At 73.9% G+C, this 16,724-nt stretch carries 13 protein-coding genes; 5 read left to right on the forward strand and 8 right to left on the reverse strand.

What is annotated here, in order from left to right; translation table 11 throughout:
* Positions 1-150: 150 nt before the first annotated feature.
* Together ACPPVO_RS19460 and ACPPVO_RS19465 are read right to left on the reverse strand one after the other, a co-directional pair.
* On the reverse strand, positions 151-1,377 hold the full coding sequence (locus ACPPVO_RS19460; protein WP_426512615.1) for a putative PEP-binding protein: 1,227 nt from the start codon (positions 1,375-1,377) through the stop codon (positions 151-153).
* Complete coding sequence (locus ACPPVO_RS19465; RefSeq protein WP_426512616.1) at positions 1,374-3,395, reverse strand: FAD/NAD(P)-binding protein; 2,022 nt, start codon at positions 3,393-3,395, stop codon at positions 1,374-1,376. Before ACPPVO_RS19465 ends, ACPPVO_RS19460 begins: the two co-directional genes overlap by 4 nt.
* Between ACPPVO_RS19465 and ACPPVO_RS19470 the strand changes: the two genes are divergently transcribed.
* Entirely contained in the window at positions 3,350-3,760 is a 411-nt protein-coding gene (locus tag ACPPVO_RS19470; RefSeq protein ID WP_426512617.1) for an OsmC family protein, read from the forward strand. The two genes, ACPPVO_RS19465 and ACPPVO_RS19470, sit on opposite strands and share 46 nt — an antisense overlap.
* Positions 3,761-3,908: 148 nt before the next feature.
* Here ACPPVO_RS19470 and ACPPVO_RS19475 read toward each other — a convergent pair whose 3' ends face one another.
* The gene (locus ACPPVO_RS19475; protein WP_426512618.1) at positions 3,909-4,784 is read right to left on the reverse strand and encodes a helix-turn-helix transcriptional regulator; all 876 of its coding nucleotides are present in this window, start codon (positions 4,782-4,784) and stop codon (positions 3,909-3,911) included.
* 137 nt (positions 4,785-4,921) lie between these two features.
* On the opposite strand from ACPPVO_RS19475, the gene ACPPVO_RS19480 reads away from it, so the two are divergent.
* Positions 4,922-5,782 (forward strand): oxidoreductase, encoded by an 861-nt coding sequence (locus tag ACPPVO_RS19480; RefSeq protein ID WP_426512619.1) that lies wholly within the window; start codon positions 4,922-4,924, stop codon positions 5,780-5,782.
* 28 nt (positions 5,783-5,810) lie between these two features.
* Here the strand turns inward: ACPPVO_RS19480 and ACPPVO_RS19485 are convergent, their stop codons facing one another.
* Positions 5,811-7,343, reverse strand: a complete 1,533-nt coding sequence (locus ACPPVO_RS19485) for an NADH-ubiquinone oxidoreductase-F iron-sulfur binding region domain-containing protein (protein WP_426512620.1) — start codon at positions 7,341-7,343, stop codon at positions 5,811-5,813.
* A 16-nt stretch (positions 7,344-7,359) separates the two neighbouring features.
* Positions 7,360-8,196, reverse strand: a complete 837-nt coding sequence (locus ACPPVO_RS19490) for a hypothetical protein (RefSeq protein ID WP_426512621.1) — start codon at positions 8,194-8,196, stop codon at positions 7,360-7,362.
* 210 nt (positions 8,197-8,406) lie between these two features.
* Between ACPPVO_RS19490 and ACPPVO_RS19495 the strand changes: the two genes are divergently transcribed.
* Positions 8,407-9,168 carry a DUF4142 domain-containing protein gene (locus tag ACPPVO_RS19495; protein WP_426512622.1) on the forward strand — a complete coding sequence of 254 codons (762 nt, stop codon included), beginning with the start codon at positions 8,407-8,409 and terminating at the stop codon, positions 9,166-9,168.
* Here ACPPVO_RS19495 and ACPPVO_RS19500 read toward each other — a convergent pair.
* The 3 genes from ACPPVO_RS19500 to ACPPVO_RS19510 are packed head-to-tail and all read right to left on the reverse strand — an operon-like array spanning position 9,146 to position 13,215.
* A complete protein-coding gene (locus ACPPVO_RS19500) occupies positions 9,146-11,818 on the reverse strand; it encodes a BTAD domain-containing putative transcriptional regulator (RefSeq protein ID WP_426512623.1) in 2,673 nt (890 codons plus the stop codon). The two genes, ACPPVO_RS19495 and ACPPVO_RS19500, sit on opposite strands and share 23 nt — an antisense overlap.
* On the reverse strand, positions 11,818-12,120 hold the full coding sequence (locus ACPPVO_RS19505) for a hypothetical protein (RefSeq protein ID WP_426512624.1): 303 nt from the start codon (positions 12,118-12,120) through the stop codon (positions 11,818-11,820). Before ACPPVO_RS19505 ends, ACPPVO_RS19500 begins: the two co-directional genes overlap by 1 nt.
* Before the next feature lie 21 nt (positions 12,121-12,141).
* On the reverse strand, positions 12,142-13,215 hold the full coding sequence (locus tag ACPPVO_RS19510) for a hypothetical protein (protein ID WP_426512625.1): 1,074 nt from the start codon (positions 13,213-13,215) through the stop codon (positions 12,142-12,144).
* Positions 13,216-13,428: 213 nt separating this feature from the next.
* Here ACPPVO_RS19510 and ACPPVO_RS19515 point away from each other — a divergent pair, with 213 nt between their 5' ends.
* Complete coding sequence (locus ACPPVO_RS19515) at positions 13,429-13,821, forward strand: hypothetical protein (protein WP_426512626.1); 393 nt, start codon at positions 13,429-13,431, stop codon at positions 13,819-13,821.
* A 53-nt stretch (positions 13,822-13,874) separates the two neighbouring features.
* A complete protein-coding gene (locus tag ACPPVO_RS19520) occupies positions 13,875-16,592 on the forward strand; it encodes a tetratricopeptide repeat protein (protein WP_426512627.1) in 2,718 nt (905 codons plus the stop codon).
* Positions 16,593-16,724: the final 132 nt, after the last annotated feature.

Raw genomic sequence — 16,724 nt, forward strand, 5'->3', positions numbered from 1 at the left:
GAGTGACCACGACACGTTCACGGTGACGACCCCGTCCGAACACAGCCGATCCTCCGGGCATTCGGGCCGCCGCCCCCGTTGACCGGCGCATCCCACCGCGACGTAGGCCACCGCGAACCCGGGAATCGCCGCCGACTTGCACCCGGCGCTCTAGATGCGCGCGAGATCCGCGAACAGTTGCCGGAGCTCGCCGACGCACATCATGTACCCGGTCGGGCTCGGCAGCCGTTCCGCGTAGTGCCGCAGGTCGGCGGCGAGGGCGAACAGCCGGACCGGGGTCCGGGCCGCCCGCGCGTCGGCGACCGCCCGGCGCAGACCGTCGAGCACGGCCGGGTGCCGGGTGCGGTACGACTCGGCCACCAGGTGGTTGCTGCGGTCGGCGGCCAGATAGAACTGGACCAGATCCTTGGTACCGATGAACAGTTCGTCGGCGCCGGCGGCGCAGATGGCCGAGGTCGCGTGGACGGCCGCGGGCGTCTCGATGAACGCCGACAGCGGCGTCTCGGCGGGCAGCCCGAGATGCGGCCGCAGCCGGGCGAACTCCTCGGCGTCGTTGAGGAACGGGGCCGAGAGGCTCACGCGGCCGGCGCCGGACCCGAGCCGGGCCCGCAGCGTCTCCAGCGCCACGTGCAACGCCCGCGGGTAGGAGGCCGACCGGAGCAGCCAGCGGGTGCCGTGCAGGCCCATATCGGGGTTGGGCTCGTTGTGGATCGGCGTGCGTTCGGTGATGCGGGCGGCGTCGTCGGAGCGCAGGTCGAGCATCCGCAGGATGAGCCGCTGGCCGGGCCGCAGCGCGGCCATGTACGTCTGCAGCTGCCCGGCGACGGCCCGGCCGTAGGCGTCGACGGCGGCCGCCCCGCCATGCAGCGCGTCGATCGGGCTGAGCCCCGCGGCCAGGCACAGGAACTCCTCGCGCAGGAAGAACGACTCGATGCGCGCCGCCCCGACGTCGTCGGCGTTCACGGTGCGGACGTCCTCGACGTCGGCGACCACCGCGCAGGCCGAGCCGAGCAGGTCCGGCGACGGCAGGCTCGCCGGCGCCGCGGCGGGGCCGGTACCGCCGCCGGCGCCGATGGTGACGGACTGCGCCTCCAGGTCGAGCGTCACGACACCGACGAGCTCGTCGAGGTCGGCCGGGTCGACGCGCAGCACGGGGATGCGCTTGGCGCGGCAGATCGACTGCATGTGGCCGGTCGATCCGCCGCGGCTGCAGATGACCGCGCGCGCGGCCAGGACGGCGTCGTACAGGTTCGGGCTGAGCGAGGCCACGACGAGGATGGAGCCTTCGGACGGCCGGCCCGTGCGGTTGCAGGGTCCACGCAGCACCGGCTCGGGCCCGGGGGTCAGCAGGACGCCGCGAATCCGTCGTTCCGTCACGAGATCCCCGCTTCCTCGTCGTTCGTGATCCGCAGCTGCCGGCGCAGCTGGCGCGGGGTGACCGAGATGTCGGTGAGCCGCTCGACCGCCGCCTGGTTCACGGCGACCCGCGTCAGGTGGTCGTGCGTGCCGATGAGGTCGTCCTGACCGCCGTCCATGGCCCGCAGGTGGGCCCCGAGACGGTCGTCGAGCCGCCGGCGCTCCGCCCGCGACCGCGCCGCGAGCCGCTTGACCTCGAGCGAGACGGCGTGGTCGAACGCCATCTGGGTCGACTCGCCGGCCAGCAGGCGGTGCCGGTGATCGGTGGCCGCCCGGCGCGCCGCGTCGTCGCCGTGGAGCTCGAACCGTTCGATCACGTGGGCGGCCACGACGATCGAGTGGTTCTTGATCGCGGCGAGGTTGAAGGCGAACGCGCCGGACCGGCCGTTGCGCACGATCTCGTCGCCTTCGCGCATCACGCCGATGGCCGAGAGCGGTGTGACCGGTTCGCCGTCGTGGCCCAGCGGCGTGCCGCGGTCGTCGATCTCGATGCCCCGCCCGGTGCGCCGATGGGGCATGACCAGGTGCTTGGCCAGCAGGTTCTTCCACAGCGGCGAGCCGACCTGGGTGTAGTCGGTCTGCCGGCCGAAGTTGCACACGACCAGGTCGGCCAGGATGACCCGCCTGGTCGCGGGGGCCGCGACGGTGACCGCCAGCCGGTCCGGCCCGACGGGGTCGACCTGCTCGATGCGGCCCAGGACGACCTCGACCGGAACGTGGTCGGCGGCGATGGCGTGTTCGACGATCGAGGTGGTGTACGGCACCGCCCCGACGCGCAGCGCCGCGATCTGGGTGCCGAAGTCGTCGAGCAGGCGCCGCAGCTCGTCCGTCGGGATCCGCTCGATGATCTTCGGCAGGTACGGCTCCCAGGCCTTGGCCACGCGCTCGGTGACGACGGTCCGGTCCATGCCGGGATGGTCGCCGCGGACCGCGCCGCACGCCGTCTCCCACTCGGCCTCGATGCGCGCCAGGAACTCCTCCCGGTCGCGGTACGGCTCGAGCAGGCGCTCGGGCGCGGGCAGCTCGACGACGCCGTGCTGGTGGTCGTCGGGGTACGTGCGCGGTGTGGTCCCGGACCGGGAGACCAGGTGGATGGCGCCGGTGTGGCCCTGCCGCAGCAGGAGGGCCGCCGAGTCGAACGCGCTGAGGACCGTGCCGACGATCACCACGCTGGCTTTCGGCGGTACCGCCAGGAGCCTCCGGACGCCGTCGGTCGAGTACGGGTGCCGGACGAACGCCGCATGGTCCAGCACGCCGGTGGCGAACGCCGGCGACTTGAGCTCCAGGCCGGTCGCGAGCACGACGTGGTCCGCGGTCAGCGTCGCCGGGGTCGCGGCCTCGCCGGCCGGCCGGATCGCCACCTCCACACGGCCGGCGGCGACCCCCAGGTCGATCGCCTCGCCCTCGGCCTCGACCAGGTCGACGTCCGGATACGCCTCGCGGCGGGCCTCGGCCATCCGGTCGGTCAGGTAGTCGTGGTAGATCCGGCGGGGGGCCGGCCCGTGCTCGACGAACTCGAAGTCGGTCCACGGCGCCGGCCACTGCCGCCGGTCGGCCTCGTGGTTGGCCCAGCGGACGAAGTCGTCGACGTCCTCCCGGAACGCCGACATGCGGCCCGCCTGGATGTTGAAGACGTGGTCCCACGGGTTGCCGTCCCGGTGGTAGGCCACGCCGGCGTACCGGTAGTCGGGCCGCCGCTCGAGTAACACTATTTCGAGCGGCGTGCGTGCGAACCGCAGCAGCCGGATCGCCGTAGCGGTGCCGGCAAGGCCTGACCCGATGATGAGAATCCGTGGACGGCGCATAGCCATAATTAATGGCCATGGTGCTTCCGCACTGTCTACTTCTATGGTGCTGATTGACGGACACCGATACTCACCGAGCGTCGATGCTGTGTTGCCGCCGCGCCCGCCGGGACGGCAGGATGACGAACATGGATGAGTTGGCTGTCGCCCTGGTGCAATCCGGCCGCACGGCATCCGTCGCCAGCATCCGGGAGTACACAATCGTCATGGACCGCCCGTCGGCCCAGGGCGGCTCGGACGCGGGACCGATGGGCGGCGAGATGCTGCTCGCGTCGGTCGGCGGCTGCTTCCTGAGCACGCTGTACGCGGCCGCCGCGGCGCGTTCGATCCCCGTCGAGGGCGTGCGGTGCCGGGTCACCGGCTCGTTCGCGGCGAACCCCCGCCGGTTCGGCGCGATCCGTCTCGAGGTGACCTGCGACTCGTGCCTGCCCGCCGACCTCGCCCACCTCGTCGAGGTCGCCGAGCGGGGCTGCCTCGTGGTCGCGACCCTCCGCCAGGGCATCGAGGTCGTCGCCACCGTGGCCGTGCGGCCGGGCTGACCGGCGGCCATCGTCACGACGGCCATGGATCGCCCGCCCGGGCGACAGGCGGACTGCCGCGACTGTTGCGGCCGCCACCCCCGGGCGCTCCTGCAGGAGGCGCTCGACGAGCTCGCCGGGCCGGCGGCCGCGGCGCTGGCGCGGGTGGTCAGGCCGGTCGACGACCGGGTCCGGCGGTGCGGGTTGCGTGCAGCGTGGCCAGCAGGCGCAGGCGGTCCGCGTCGGGGCTGTCCGGCTCCGCGGTGAAGACCAGCATGACCGGGCCCGGGTTGCCGGGCAGCGGGTAGGTGTCCCAGTCCAGGGCGATGTCGCCGACCTCCGGGATGTGGAAGGTCTTGGTGCCGCTCACCGACTCGCGTACGTCGTGTCGGCCCCACAGCCGGCGGAACTCGGCGCTGCGGATGCTCAGCTCGCCCACGACCGCCGTCGCGCGCGGGTGGGTCGGGTCCGTGGCCACCGCGGCGCGCATCATGCCGATGTAGTCCAGGGCCTGGCGCTCCCAGTCCGCGCAGCGCCGGGAGTTCGTCATGGTGTCGTCGAACATGAGCAGGAGCATGTTGAGCCGGTCGGGCGGGACGGCGTTCGGGTCGCCGAGCAGGGCCTCGGCCATTGGGTTCCAGGCGAGCACGTCCAGGTGCCGGCCGAGTACCACCGCCGGGGTGTCCAGCACGCTCAGCAGCCGGCGCGTGCCGTCCGGGACCCGCTCCGGGGCGTGGTCCGGCCGGGCCGGCATCGGGCGGCGGGCGGCGTGGGCCAGGGTGAAGAGGTGGCGGCGCTCCTCGTCGTCGAGGGCCAGGGCGTCGGCCAGGGCGTCGAGGACGTCGTCGGACGGGCGTACCTCCCGGCCCTGCTCCATCCGCTGGTAGTAGTCGGTGCTCAGGCCGGCCAGCAGGGCCAGCTCCTCGCGGCGCAGCCCGGTGACCTTGCGCCGGCCGCCCGGCTCCAGGCCCACGTCGTGCGGGTGCAGGCGGCCGCGCCGGGCGCGCAGGAAGTCGCCGAGCTCGCGGGCGTACGGATGGGCCATGCCGCAAGTGTGCCCCCGCCCCGGGCGCGGCGGGTAGGACCCGCAGACCTAGGCAACCGCGTACGACCGAAGCCGGCCGCGGTGGTCCTAGCGTCGGAGTCCGTCCGGCCCCGAATGACCACCACCAGGAGCAGCAGATGAACGGATCGACCGCCGTCGTGACCGGCGCGAACTCGGGCCTCGGCCTCGTCACCGCGGCCGAGCTGGCCCGCCGCGGCGCCCACGTCGTGCTCGCCGTGCGCAACACCGCCGCCGGGGCGGAGGCCGCCCGCCGGATCGGCGGGGACGTCGAGGTGCGCGAGCTCGACCTCGCCTCCCTCGCCTCCGTCCGGGCCTTCGCGGCCGGCCTGGGGACGGTCGACCTGCTCGTCAACAACGCCGGCGCGGTGCTGCTCGGGCCGCGCCGGACCACCGCGGACGGGTTCGAGCTGCACCTCGGTACCAACATGCTCGGGCCCTTCGCACTGACCGGGCTGTTGCTGGACAACCTGGCCGCGGCGAAGGCGGCCCGGGTCGTCAGTCTGAGCTCGATCACCCACAAGAACGCGCACCTCGACTTCGACGACCTGATGTTCGAGCGCCGGTACCGGGCCGCGGCCGCCTACGGCCGGTCGAAGCTCGCCACCACGGTCTTCGGGGTCGAGCTGGACCGCCGGCTGCGCGCGGCCGGCTCGCCGATCCTCAGCGTGCTGGCCCACCCGGGGCTGACCCGCACCAACCTGACGCCGCGGGCCTGGGAGCACCGCGGCCGGGCCGGGCGGCTGATGGCGCGGGCCGGGCTGCTGCTGACGCAGCCGGTGGAGGAGGGCGCCCAGCCGCAGCTGCGCGCGGCGACCGGGCCGGAGGTGCGGGGCGGGCAGTTCTTCGGGCCGGCCCGGCTGGGGGAGACGCGGGGGCCGGTCACCGAGGCGCGGATGAGCCGGGAGGCGGCCGATCCGGCGGTCGGCAAGCGGCTGTGGGCGGCGGCCGAGTCGCTGACCGGCGTCAGCTACCTGTGATCACCGGGCGCGGCGGCGCCGGCCGGCGTCAGCCGCCGGTGATCTCCCGGCGCCGCGGTGCCGGGCGATCGGGGCGCGGGGAGTCGTGGCCGGAGGAGCCGCCGAGGCGCAGGGCGAGCGCGGGGCACATGTCGACGGCGCGGCGGGCCTGGGCCTCCAGCCACGACGGCACGGCGGCGTCGGGGATGGTGGGGAAGCCGTTCTCGTCGAGGCGGATCAGCTCCGGCAGGACGTGGGCGCACAGGCCGTGGCCGGCGCAGCTGCTCCAGTCCACCGACAGGCGCCCGGCGCCACCGTCGGCCGTGCCGTCCGGGACGGGCAGCACGCCGCGGACCTTGCGGCCGCAGCCCCGGTGGTACAGGTGCGCGGTCACGTCGTCGGCGAAGGTCTCCAGCGCGGAGAGCACGAACCGGGAGCTGCCGTCGGGATGGCTGCAGGCGCCGCGGCCGCGCATCGCCGAGGACCGGGCCCGGACGGCATCGGGGGACGCGCTGCCGTCGAGGACGCCGGTCAGCAGCCCGGCCAGCTCGGGCATGCCCAGCCGGCAGGGGCCGCACTGCCCGGCGGACTCGGCGGCCAGGTAGTACGCCACCCGGGCCACCTCGCCGAGCGCGCAGGTGTCCTCGGGCAGCGGCACGAGGATTCCGGCACCGAGCGAGCCCCCGACCTCCTCGAAGCCCCGCCGGGAGATCTCGGCCTGGCCGGCGTCCTCCGGAGTGATCCAGGTGCCGTGGTACCCGCCGGTCAGCACGCCCTGGCCGGTGGGGGCGCCGCAGACCCGCAGGATCTCCTTGAGCGGGGTGCCGGTCGGCGTCTCGATCACGCCCGGGCGGCGGGCCGCGCCGGTCACGGTGAGCAGCACGGTGCCGGGCTCCTCGGCCGTGCCGACCGCGGCGTACTCCCGCGGCCCGACCGCCGCGGCCACCGCGAGCTGCGCGAAGGTCTCCGCGTTGGAGACCAGGGTGGGTAGCCCGTCGACCCCGGTGTCGCTGGCCCGGACCTTCCGGCCCGGCGGGATGTGGGCCTCGCCGTTGATGCCGCGCACCAGCGCGCCGGCCTCGCCGGAGATGAACCGGTGGGGCACGATCACCACCCGGGTCCGCATCGGCATGCCGTGGCGCTCCTCCAGGGCGTCGAGCAGCGACTCCTCGGCGAACCCGTCGTCGGCGATCGTGATCACGAGCTCGCGGGCCCGCAGCGCCCACGCGGCCATCAGGGCCCCGTCGAGGACGAGGTGCGGCACCATGCTGAGCAGCATCTTGTCCTTGAAGGCGGCCGGCTCCCCCTCGGTACCGTTGACGACCACCACCGCGGGCAGGGCGCGGCGCTGGGCCGACCTGGCCACCGCCTCGAGCTTGCGCGCGAACGGGAAGCCGGCGCCGCCGCGCCCGCCCAGCCGCACCTGCTGGGCCAGCTCGATCAGCTCCGGCAGCGGGATGGGCTCCGGCTCGCCGTACACCTTCGTCTGGGCCCACAGGTCCAGCCGGCCGTACTCCCGCACGCCGGCCAGCAGCCGGGCGGGGCCGTGGCAGCCCAGGCTGATCACCTGTTCCGAGTCCATCGCGACGCCGCCGGGCTCAGGCGCTGTGCCGGCCGCGAGCGGGCCGCTCGGGCGCGGCGCCGGCCGCGGTCAGCCGCAGCTGCGAGCCGCCGCCCCGTCGCGGCGGTGCATCCAAGTAGCCGGTGGACGGATAATCGGCGGACGGACGCGAGGCCGGGATGCGGGGCATGACCACCGTCTGCGTGTTGAGGCCGACGAACGGCGCCGGCTTGACCCCGACGGAGTAGCGGCCGAACCGGGCCAGGACGCGTACCAGCAGGCCCAGCCCCACCAGCACGACACAGACCAGGTAGCTCACCGTCACCCAGGTGGCGGCCGCGCGCCCCGCGTTCAGCCCGTGCAGCATCGCGACCGGCCAGGACAGGTACGCGCAGCTGTGCAGCAGCCGCCACACCCAGGGGCGCACGCGGCCGACGAACCGGGTCCGGGCCAGGCCCGACCAGTACGCCAGGAGCATCAGGTACGCGGCGACGGTACCGAAGCCGATGAACAGCGAGCGGCCCTGCGAGAAGAACGGCACCACCGCGTCCCCGATCGCCGCGTGCGCCTCGAGCACCTTCACCGCGATGTGCACGCCCAGCGCGACCATCGCGACGATGGCCGTCGCCCGGTGGGCCGTCTGCAGCAGGACGCGCTGGCCGATCCGCAGCACCACGCGGTCGGTGGAGGCCAGGCCGGCCATCACCGTCAGGGACAGCGCGACCAGCGCGACGACGCCGACGTAGTAGTGCAGGACGACGAACACGTAGGCGGTCGCCAGCCGGCCGACGTGCGTGTACGTGGCGACCGGCAGCAGCACGGCGACCGCGACGGCCGCGGCGACCACCGGCATCGGGCGGCGCCGGGGTCGCACCTCGCGGCTGCTCCGAGTCAGGGTCAGATCGTCTCCCGCCTGCCTGCCGCGCATCCGCGTCCGACCTTTCCCCGCCCGGGTCCGGTTCGCACCGGACGTGAGGTGCCGTCGCTCCGGGGTACGGCGGGACCGGGCCGCGGGTTCATTGCACAGGGAAATTATTGCTCAGGGATTTGAACCGAACCGGCCCCGCCGTCCGAACTGCATGGTGTGAGCCGACGACGATTCTCCGGCCGGGGCCGGGCGGGCATGCTCCTGCGGGCCTGGTTCGTGCTGCTCGGCGCCGGGGCCGTGACGCTCGCGGCGCCGGCCGTGGCCATGGCCGGGCCGCCGATCCCGACCCAGCTCAGCAACGCCGACCTGACCCTGCTCAACGGCGTGCGTACCGCCGGCCTGTGGGAGATGCCGGCCGGTCAGATGGCCGCCGAGCGCGGCGCGCACCCGGTGGTCCGCCAGATCGGGTCCATGATCGCCCAGCAGCACGTCAAGCTGGACCAGGACGTCGTGGACGCGGCCAACCAGCTGGGCGTCACGCTACCCACCACGCCGACCGCCCAGCAGACCGGCTGGCTCGACGAGATGCGCGGCGCCTCCTCCAACCAGGAGTTCGACCAGATCTTCGTGACCCGGCTGCGGGCCGCCCACGGCAAGATCTTCCCGATCATCGCCGCGGTCCGCTCCGGCACCCGCAACGAGATCGTCCGCAAGGTCGCGCAGGAGGCGAACACCGTCGTCGAGGGCCACCTGTCCATGCTGGAGAGCACCAACCTCGTCCGGTTCGGCGAGCTGCCCCCGATCCCGCTGCCCGAGGTCGACATCGCCAACAGCGGGTCCCTCGTGCAGACCGCGCAGGGCCGCGCCGAGGCCGGCAGCGGCTTCAGCCCCATCGTCGTCTGGGTGGTGCTCATCGCCGCCGTCGTGACCGCGACCGCCAACTCGTACCGCGTGTTCAGGCCGAAGGCCGCCCGCTGACCGGCAGCTTGGCGCGGACCCCGTCCGCCTCGGCGCGGTCGAGGTCCGTCAGGATCCGCAGGGCCCGCCGCCACAACGGCCGGGCCGCGCGGTCGTCGCCGTCCAGGGCGGCGCGGGCGTCGCCGAGACCGTCCAGCGCCAGGGCCTCGGCGAAGCGGTCGCCCACGCCGCCGGAGAGCTCCAGGGCGCGCTCGTAGCAGGCGGCGGCCGCGGCGAAGTCGCCGAGCCGGCGGTGGATGTCGCCGAGGGTGTGCTGGGCCGCGCCCTCCTGGGCCGGGTCGGCGAAGCCGCGGTAGATCGCGGCGGCCTCCTCGGCGGCGGCCCGGGCGGGCTCGAGGTCGCCCAGCTCCATGCGACACCAGGCGATGGCGTTGAGCTCCTTGGCCACGTCGGCCTGGTCGCCGAGCCCCCGGCACAGGTCGAGGGAGCGCTGGGCGTGCGCGGCCGCGTCGGGCAGGCGGCCGTCGCGGTCGGCGAGCTGGCAGAGGTTGTGCTCGGTGCGTGACTCGCCGTGCCGGTCGCCGAGGGTCCGGAAGCGCTCGAGGGCCCCGGTGAGCAGGGCGCGCGACTCCGGGTACCGACGCTGCCACATTCGCAGTCGCCCGAGGCCCCGGTGCAGGTGTGCGAGCGCCCGCGCGTCGCCCAGGCGCTCGGCCGCGCCCCGGCCGGCGGTGTGCGCGGCCTGCCAGTCGTCCCACCGGCCCTGCCGTTCGAGGAAGTCGGTGAGGGCCCAGGCGAGCTGCCAGGCGTGGACGTCCGGGCCGGCGTGGACGGCGGCGAGCAGGTTCGCCCGCTCGGTCAGGAGCCATTCCAGCCCGGCCCCGGGGCCGGGGAGCACGACGCCCGGCGCGGCCGGGGGCGGGGCGACCGGGAGCCAGGACGGGTTGATGGCGAGGGCCGCGGCGATGGCGGTGTGCAGGTAGTGGTCGAGCACCCGCCGGCCGGCGCCGTCGTCGCCGTCGCGGGCGGCGAGCTCGCGGGCGTACTCCCGCAGCAGGTCGTGCAGCGTGAACCGGCCCGGCTCCGGCTCGGCGAGCAGGCTCGCCCGGCCCAGCTCGCCCAGCAGGTCCGTCGCGGTCGCGGCCGGCACCCCGGCGAGGCTCGCGGCGGCGGCGACGCCGAACTCGGGGCCGGGGTGCGCGCCGATGAGCCGGAACAGCCGCGCCGCGCCGGGGCCCAGGGCCCGGTACGACCAGGACAGCACCGCCCGCACGTCGGAGACCGGGTCGCCGCCGTTGAGCACCTGCCAGCGGCGGGCCGCGTCGCGCAGCTCGGCGGCGAGCCGGTGCAGCGCGACGCCGGGCCGGGCGACGGCCTGGGCCGCGGCGACGCTCATCGCGAGGGGCAGCCGCGCGCACAGGCCGATGATGTCGTCGGCCGCGTCGGGCTCGGCGGCCGCCCGCGCCTCGCCGAGCCGGCGCCGCAGCAGGTCGCGCGCCTCGCCGGTGCTCATCAGCCCCAGCGAGATCGCGTGCCCGGTCAGCGTGGCGAGGCGGTCGCGGCTGGTCACGAGCACCAGCGACGGGCCCGCGCCCGGCAGCAGGGGCCGCACCTGCTCGGCGTCGCGGGCGTTGTCGAGCACGATGAGCAGGCGCCGCCCGGCGACCACGGATCGATACAGTTCCTCGCGTTCCGGCGGCTGGTTCGGTACCTGTTGAGCCGGCACCCCCAGCGCCTCCAGCAGCACCGCGAGGGCGTCCCCGGGCCGGACCGCGGCACCGGCGGGGTCGAATCCGAGCAGGTTGAGGTACAGCTGCCCATCGGGGTACCGCGGGGCCGCCCGGTGCGCCCAGAACAGCGCGAGGGCCGTCTTGCCGACCCCGGCGGTGCCGGACACGACCGCGACTCCCTCCTGGGCATCGAAAGCGTCGAGCGCGTCGAGCTCCGCGGCCCGGCCCGCGAACGCGCGTACGGCGGCCGGCAGCTGCGCCGGGCGGGTCACGGGCATCGCTGACATCGCCTGCCGCCGGGCCCGCAGCTCGACGCCGGGGCGTAGGCCGAGCTCCCGGTCGAGGGCCGCCTCGAGCCGCTCGTAGGCCGCGATCGCCTCGGCCGGCCGCCCGCCCTGGTACAGCGCGGCCATCAGCTGCCCGTGGACCCGCTCGTCGAACGGGTGCTCCGCGGCCAGCGCCGCCAGCTCCGACACCAGCGCGTCGTGCTCGCCGAGGCGCAGCCGCGCGTCGAGCAGGTCGAGGCGCACGTCGCGGCGCAGCTCGTCGAGGCGCCGGCCCTGCGCACGCAGCCAGTCCAGCTCCAGGCCGTCCAGTGACGCCCCGCGCCACAGCTCGAGCGCGGCCCGGAAGTGCCCGGCCGCCGTCCGCGCCGCCCCGGCCGCGCGCCCGGCCCGCACGTGCTCCTCGACCAGCGCGAGGTCGGTCGGGGCGTGCAGCACATAGCCGGGCGGGCGGGACTCGATGGCGTGCCGGTCCTGCAGTACCTCGCGCAGCCCGGACACGTGCCGCTGCACGGTGTTCGGCGCCACCTCGGCGTCGCCGTCCTCCCACGCGAGCGCGGCGATCCGCTCGACGCCGACGACGGCGCCGCGGTGCAGACCGAGCACGGCAAGCACGGCCTTGCGCCGCAGCCCGGCGAGCGCGTGCACCTGCCCGCCGACGGTGACGTCGACCGGCCCGAGCAGCCGTACCAGCATCAGACCAGGCCCAGCATCCACTCGAGGCCGTGGCGGGTCGGTCCGCGCCCGGCCGCCCGCGACCGGGCGGTGAAGACGAGCGCGATGACCCAGGACGGATGGTCCGGCCCCGGCTCGACGTCGACGATCCCGTCCGCGCCGTGCGGCCGGGCCGGGTCGACGACCGCCGTCGCCGGGCCGCCGGGCCGCCGGCTGGCGACCTCGACGGCGTCCGGCGCGGAGGGGTGGCGCGCGTAGGTGTACGGCCAGTACCCCAGCAGCACCACCCCGTGCCCGGCCGGCCGGGCCAGTACCTGTCCCATGATCCGCGAGACGTTAGCGCATCACACGCTGGACGAGAAGGTGACGCTGAACTCGCTCTTCTCGGGTGCGCCGCTGTTGGCGAAGCACGCGACCGGCACGACGGCGTCGCTGCCGGCGCGGGCCCAGACCTTCTGGATCGTGCAGTACACGGGGCCGTCGCCGATGGCGGTCACGTGGGCGGTGGTCTCCTTCTCGTGCAGCAGCGGGAACTTGACGGTGTACGTGCCCGGGCCCGACGGGCCGAAGCCGTTGGCGCCCACGCCGAGCGGGTACGAGTAGTTCGTCGGTCCGCCGAACGGCGTCGACAGGTACCCGAAGTACTTCGGCGGCCCGAACGACGCGTAGACCGAGCGCTCCCGGTGGAACGACGCGGTGAAGTCGCTGTTCAGCGCGGCGCCGGTGGCCGGGTCGTGGCAGGTGACGTACACGATGACGTCCAGTCCCGACGCGCCCCAGCGCAGGATCTTGCACCGGCGCGGCTGGGCGTTGGGCTGGGCCGCGGTGACCTGCACGTTGCCGGCCAGGACGCCGGAGGGGTCGCCGACGCCGGTGAAGCGCAGGGCGTAGATCCCGATCCCCACCGGCGTGGCGGTCACCGCGCCGCCGGCGGAGTTGTACGACTGGGCGACGGCGTTCGAGACCACCTGGACGGACGCGTAGGCGCCGGGGCCGCCGAGCAGGATGCCGGAGCTGACCGTCCACAGCACCGTGAACGGGGTGTCGGCCGGGCCGCCGCCGGGCTTGAAGCACTGGACGTCGACGATCTCGTCGAGGCCGGAGGAGTACCAGCGGACGGTCTCGCAGAACCGGCCGTCGGCGGCGACGGCGGTCACGTGCACGTTGCCGCGCGCGCCGGTCCCGACGCCGGGGAAGCGCACGAGGAACCGGCCGGGGGCGACCCGGCCGCCGGTGGCGCCGGGTCCGTAGGAGTAGGCGGGGTTCAGCGCGGTCCAGATCGGCACGGTCGGGTTGTCGACCAGGGCGAACCCGAAGCGGTCGGCGGTGGCGGCCGCGGCCGGTGACACGGGGACGATCAGTAGGGCGGCCAGCACGGCCACGACGACGGCGACGACCTGGCGGGGGCGTGGAAGCATGAACACTCCTATCGACTAGGGTCGATGCTGGCGCCCACTGTCCCGCCCGCGGCCCTCGATCGCAGTCGCCTTCCCTACAGCGGTGGAACGGATCAGCGGGACGTACACCCGGTCGGCGATCTCCGCGATGGTCTCCGGCGGCACCGCGGCGACGTTCATCCTTGCGTGTGACACGACTGGATCGGCGCGTCGATGTTGGTAATGTGACCGGCCGTGGATGTCGGGGAGGAGCTGTACGAGGCGCTGGCCCGGTACGCTGAGGCCGGCGCGGATCACGCGATCAACGCCGAGGCGCGAGACGCCTACGACGGCCTCCGCGTTCTGCTGAACCGCCGCCTTGCCGGCCGGCCGCACGCCCAGGCGGTGGTGGATTCGCCTTATCCCGAACGGGATGCCTTGCGCGACCGGCTCGGCAACGATCTGGCCGACTCCGGCGCCGATCGCGATACGGAGATCCTCGCCGCGGCGCGGCGGTTGTCGGCGGCGTTGGGCGACAAGACGCTGCGGATCACCACCAACTATGGGGCGGCAGCGGTCACGATGACTGGCCCGGTAACGGTGAACTACGGGAGCCCGCCCCACCCTTTCTTTCCGGGGACGGCGTAGGACCGGTCGCCTCCGGTAACGACCTGCCGGGTCACGTCGGTGTCCACGCCAACGTGGTCCAGCAGCTGAACGTCAACGGTCCTCGCGCGCAGCCGCCGTTTGCCGGCGTCTGGCGGCGGTTGCGCGGCAGTAGCCCCGTCGGCCTGACGAGCCACCTGATCGACGGCCGGCTTCCCTTGGTCCGCGAGCTCGACCCTCTTCAGTTGGGCGTCAAGCCGGCCATCGGCACCTACCGTCGTGACGGACGGAGACGCGCGCTTCCGCCTTACCTTCCCCGAGACTGCGACCGCCTTCTGGACGATGCCCTGAGCGGCGGTGGCCTGACGATCGTGCGCGGACGTGCGGCGTCCGGCAAGACCCGCACAGCGTACGAACTTCTGCGGCGCCGGTGCCCGGACCACCGGCTGGTGGTGCCACTGAACGGACCGGCATTGCGGGAACTGGCCGCGTCACGCCTCGGCAAGGACGTGGTGATCTGGCTCGACGATCTGGAGCACTATCTGGGTGGCGACGGCCTGGCCGCCGCACTGATGCACTTGCGCCAGATTCCGATCATCGCCACCATGCGCGACGAGGAGCTGAGCCGGGCCGAGGGCGGTGGCGTGCTGCCCCTGCACCGCGAAATATCGGTGGCCCCGGTGCTCAGCGACCAGGAAGTCGCCGACCTCCGTGTCGACCTCCTGGCCGACGAGCGCATCGCTCAGGCGCTGCGAGCACGGGTAGGGTTCGGCGAGTTCCTCGCCGCCGGCCATGTATTGCTGCGTCGCTGGAGGGATGGGGGCGGACTGCTCTTCCACGTCGGGCAGGCGCTGATCAGTGCCGCGGTCGACTGCCGGCGAGCCGGTTACGACAAGCCGGTCCCGGCCGAGGTACTCGACCGGCTGCACCGTCATTACCTGCCCCCCGCACTTCGGCATCGCAGCGATCTTCCCCCGGCCGACGAGGGCCTCCGCTGGGCGGCACGTCTCCAGCTGGGCGCGAGCTCCTGCCTGGAGCCACGTGACGGCAACACCTACGTCGCGCCGGATTATCTGCTGGACGCTGCGCAGCGCGGCGACGGACCTGTCGAGGACAGACCAGTGTCCGCCGTCTGGCGGGGCGTGCTCGATCTCGTTCCGCCGTTCGACGCGGTGGTCATCGCTTTCCACGCCATTTCGTACGGCGATCTCGACGCGGCGGATGCAGCGTTGCAGGTCGGCATCGAAGCCGGGGATGTCGACGCCATCGCGGGCCGTGGGATCACGGCGGTGTTGCGCGGGGAGGAACAGTCGGCGGAGAGCTGGTTCGTCCGCGCCGCTGAGATGGGCAACTCGGGCGCCATGGCCAATCTTGCGGTCCGCGCCACGCAGCGTGGTGACCGGGAAGCGGCCGAGCGGTGGCATCGGGAGGCCGCCCTTGCCGGTCGGACAGAGTCGATGATCGAGCTCGCCCTACTGCTGGCCGACCGCGGCGCCGACGCGGAGGCACGGGACTGGCTCGACCGATGCGCGGGTGACTCTGATCCGAACGCGGCGCACGACATCGGCGTCCGGTTGGGCGAACATGGTTATTCAGGCTGGGCGCAGGAGTGGCTGCAGCGTGCTCTGGACGGAGCTGACAACGTCGAAACCGTTTACTGCCTGGGGCTGGTGAGCAGTAGAACCGGCGATGTCGACGCTGCGATCGACTGGTTCCACCGTGCGGCCGAGCGGGGTTACGTGAAGGCTACCTACAACCTCGCCGTTCTTCTGGCCCAACGGGGTGACGTCGGCGCCGCCGAGGAGCGGTACCGCGTGGCGGCTGCCGCAGGATTGCCGGAGGCCATGTACGGCCTTGGCTACCTGATGCACGGTCGGGGCGATGACGAGCAGGCGGAGATGTGGCGTAGGCGGGCGGCGAAGGCCGGCCACGGCGACGCGAGCCATCAGATCGGCGTCGAGTGCCGCGATCGGGGCGACGAGGCGGAAGCCGTCAGATGGTGGCGACAGGCGGCGCGGTACGGCAGCGCCGACGCCATGTGGGAGCTCGGCTGCCTGCATGGGAATCGCAATGACACCGAGGGCGCCATGGTCTGGTGGATACAGGCAGCGAAGGCCGGTCACGCCCAAGCCGCGGCCTCGGTCGGAGCTCAGTTGTGGCTGGGCGGCGACACCGGCAGCGGGGAGCGGTGGCTCACCAGGGCCGCGGATCGCGGGAGTGCCCATGCCGCCTTCATACTTGCCGCGCTTCGTCACGCTGATGACCCAGAGGCCGCACTGCCGTGGTACCGGCGCGCTGCCGAGTTGGGCCACCAGGATGCGGGCGTCCGCCTCGGCGGCCTGCTCCTGAGTCTCGGTGCCGTGGAGGACGCCACGCCCTGGTTGAAGGTCGCGGCAGAACAGGGAGACGCCCTGAGCATGACCAACTACGGCCTCCTGTGGTGGCAGGGTGGCGATCTCGCCCAAGCCGAGCTGTGGCTACGGCGGTCCGCCGAGCAGGGCGAGGTCGACGCGATGACTCGGCTCGGCATGGTCCTCAACCAGCAGTCAAGAGGCGAGGAGTCCGAGGCCTGGTGGCGGCAGGCCGCCAACATGGGCGATCCTCTCGGGCGGTACCTCCTATCCTGTCTCGAACGGCAGACGGGCCGGCCGGAGGCCGGTGAACCGCTGCTCCGTCAGGCCGCCGAGGCCGGGTTGTACTTCGCGATGACCGATCTGTCCGCCCTCCTCCGGCAGCGGGGCGAGACAGCCGAGGCCGATATGTGGACGCGGCGGGCGGCCGAAGCGGAACCGGCGGAGATCGGGACACCGTAGGCGGTGGACGAATAGGTGACCGCATTCGGCGGGGAGGTGGCCGCCCGCTTTGCCCGGTGTCGGGGGTGTCTCCGGCGGTGGCGTCCGGCCGCCCCGTGCTCACCGGTGCGCACGCCTTCGGCCGGTGCCGGG

The sequence above is a fragment of the Dactylosporangium sp. McL0621 genome (assembly GCF_049995355.1).
Taxonomy (GTDB): Bacteria; Actinomycetota; Actinomycetes; order Mycobacteriales; family Micromonosporaceae; genus Dactylosporangium.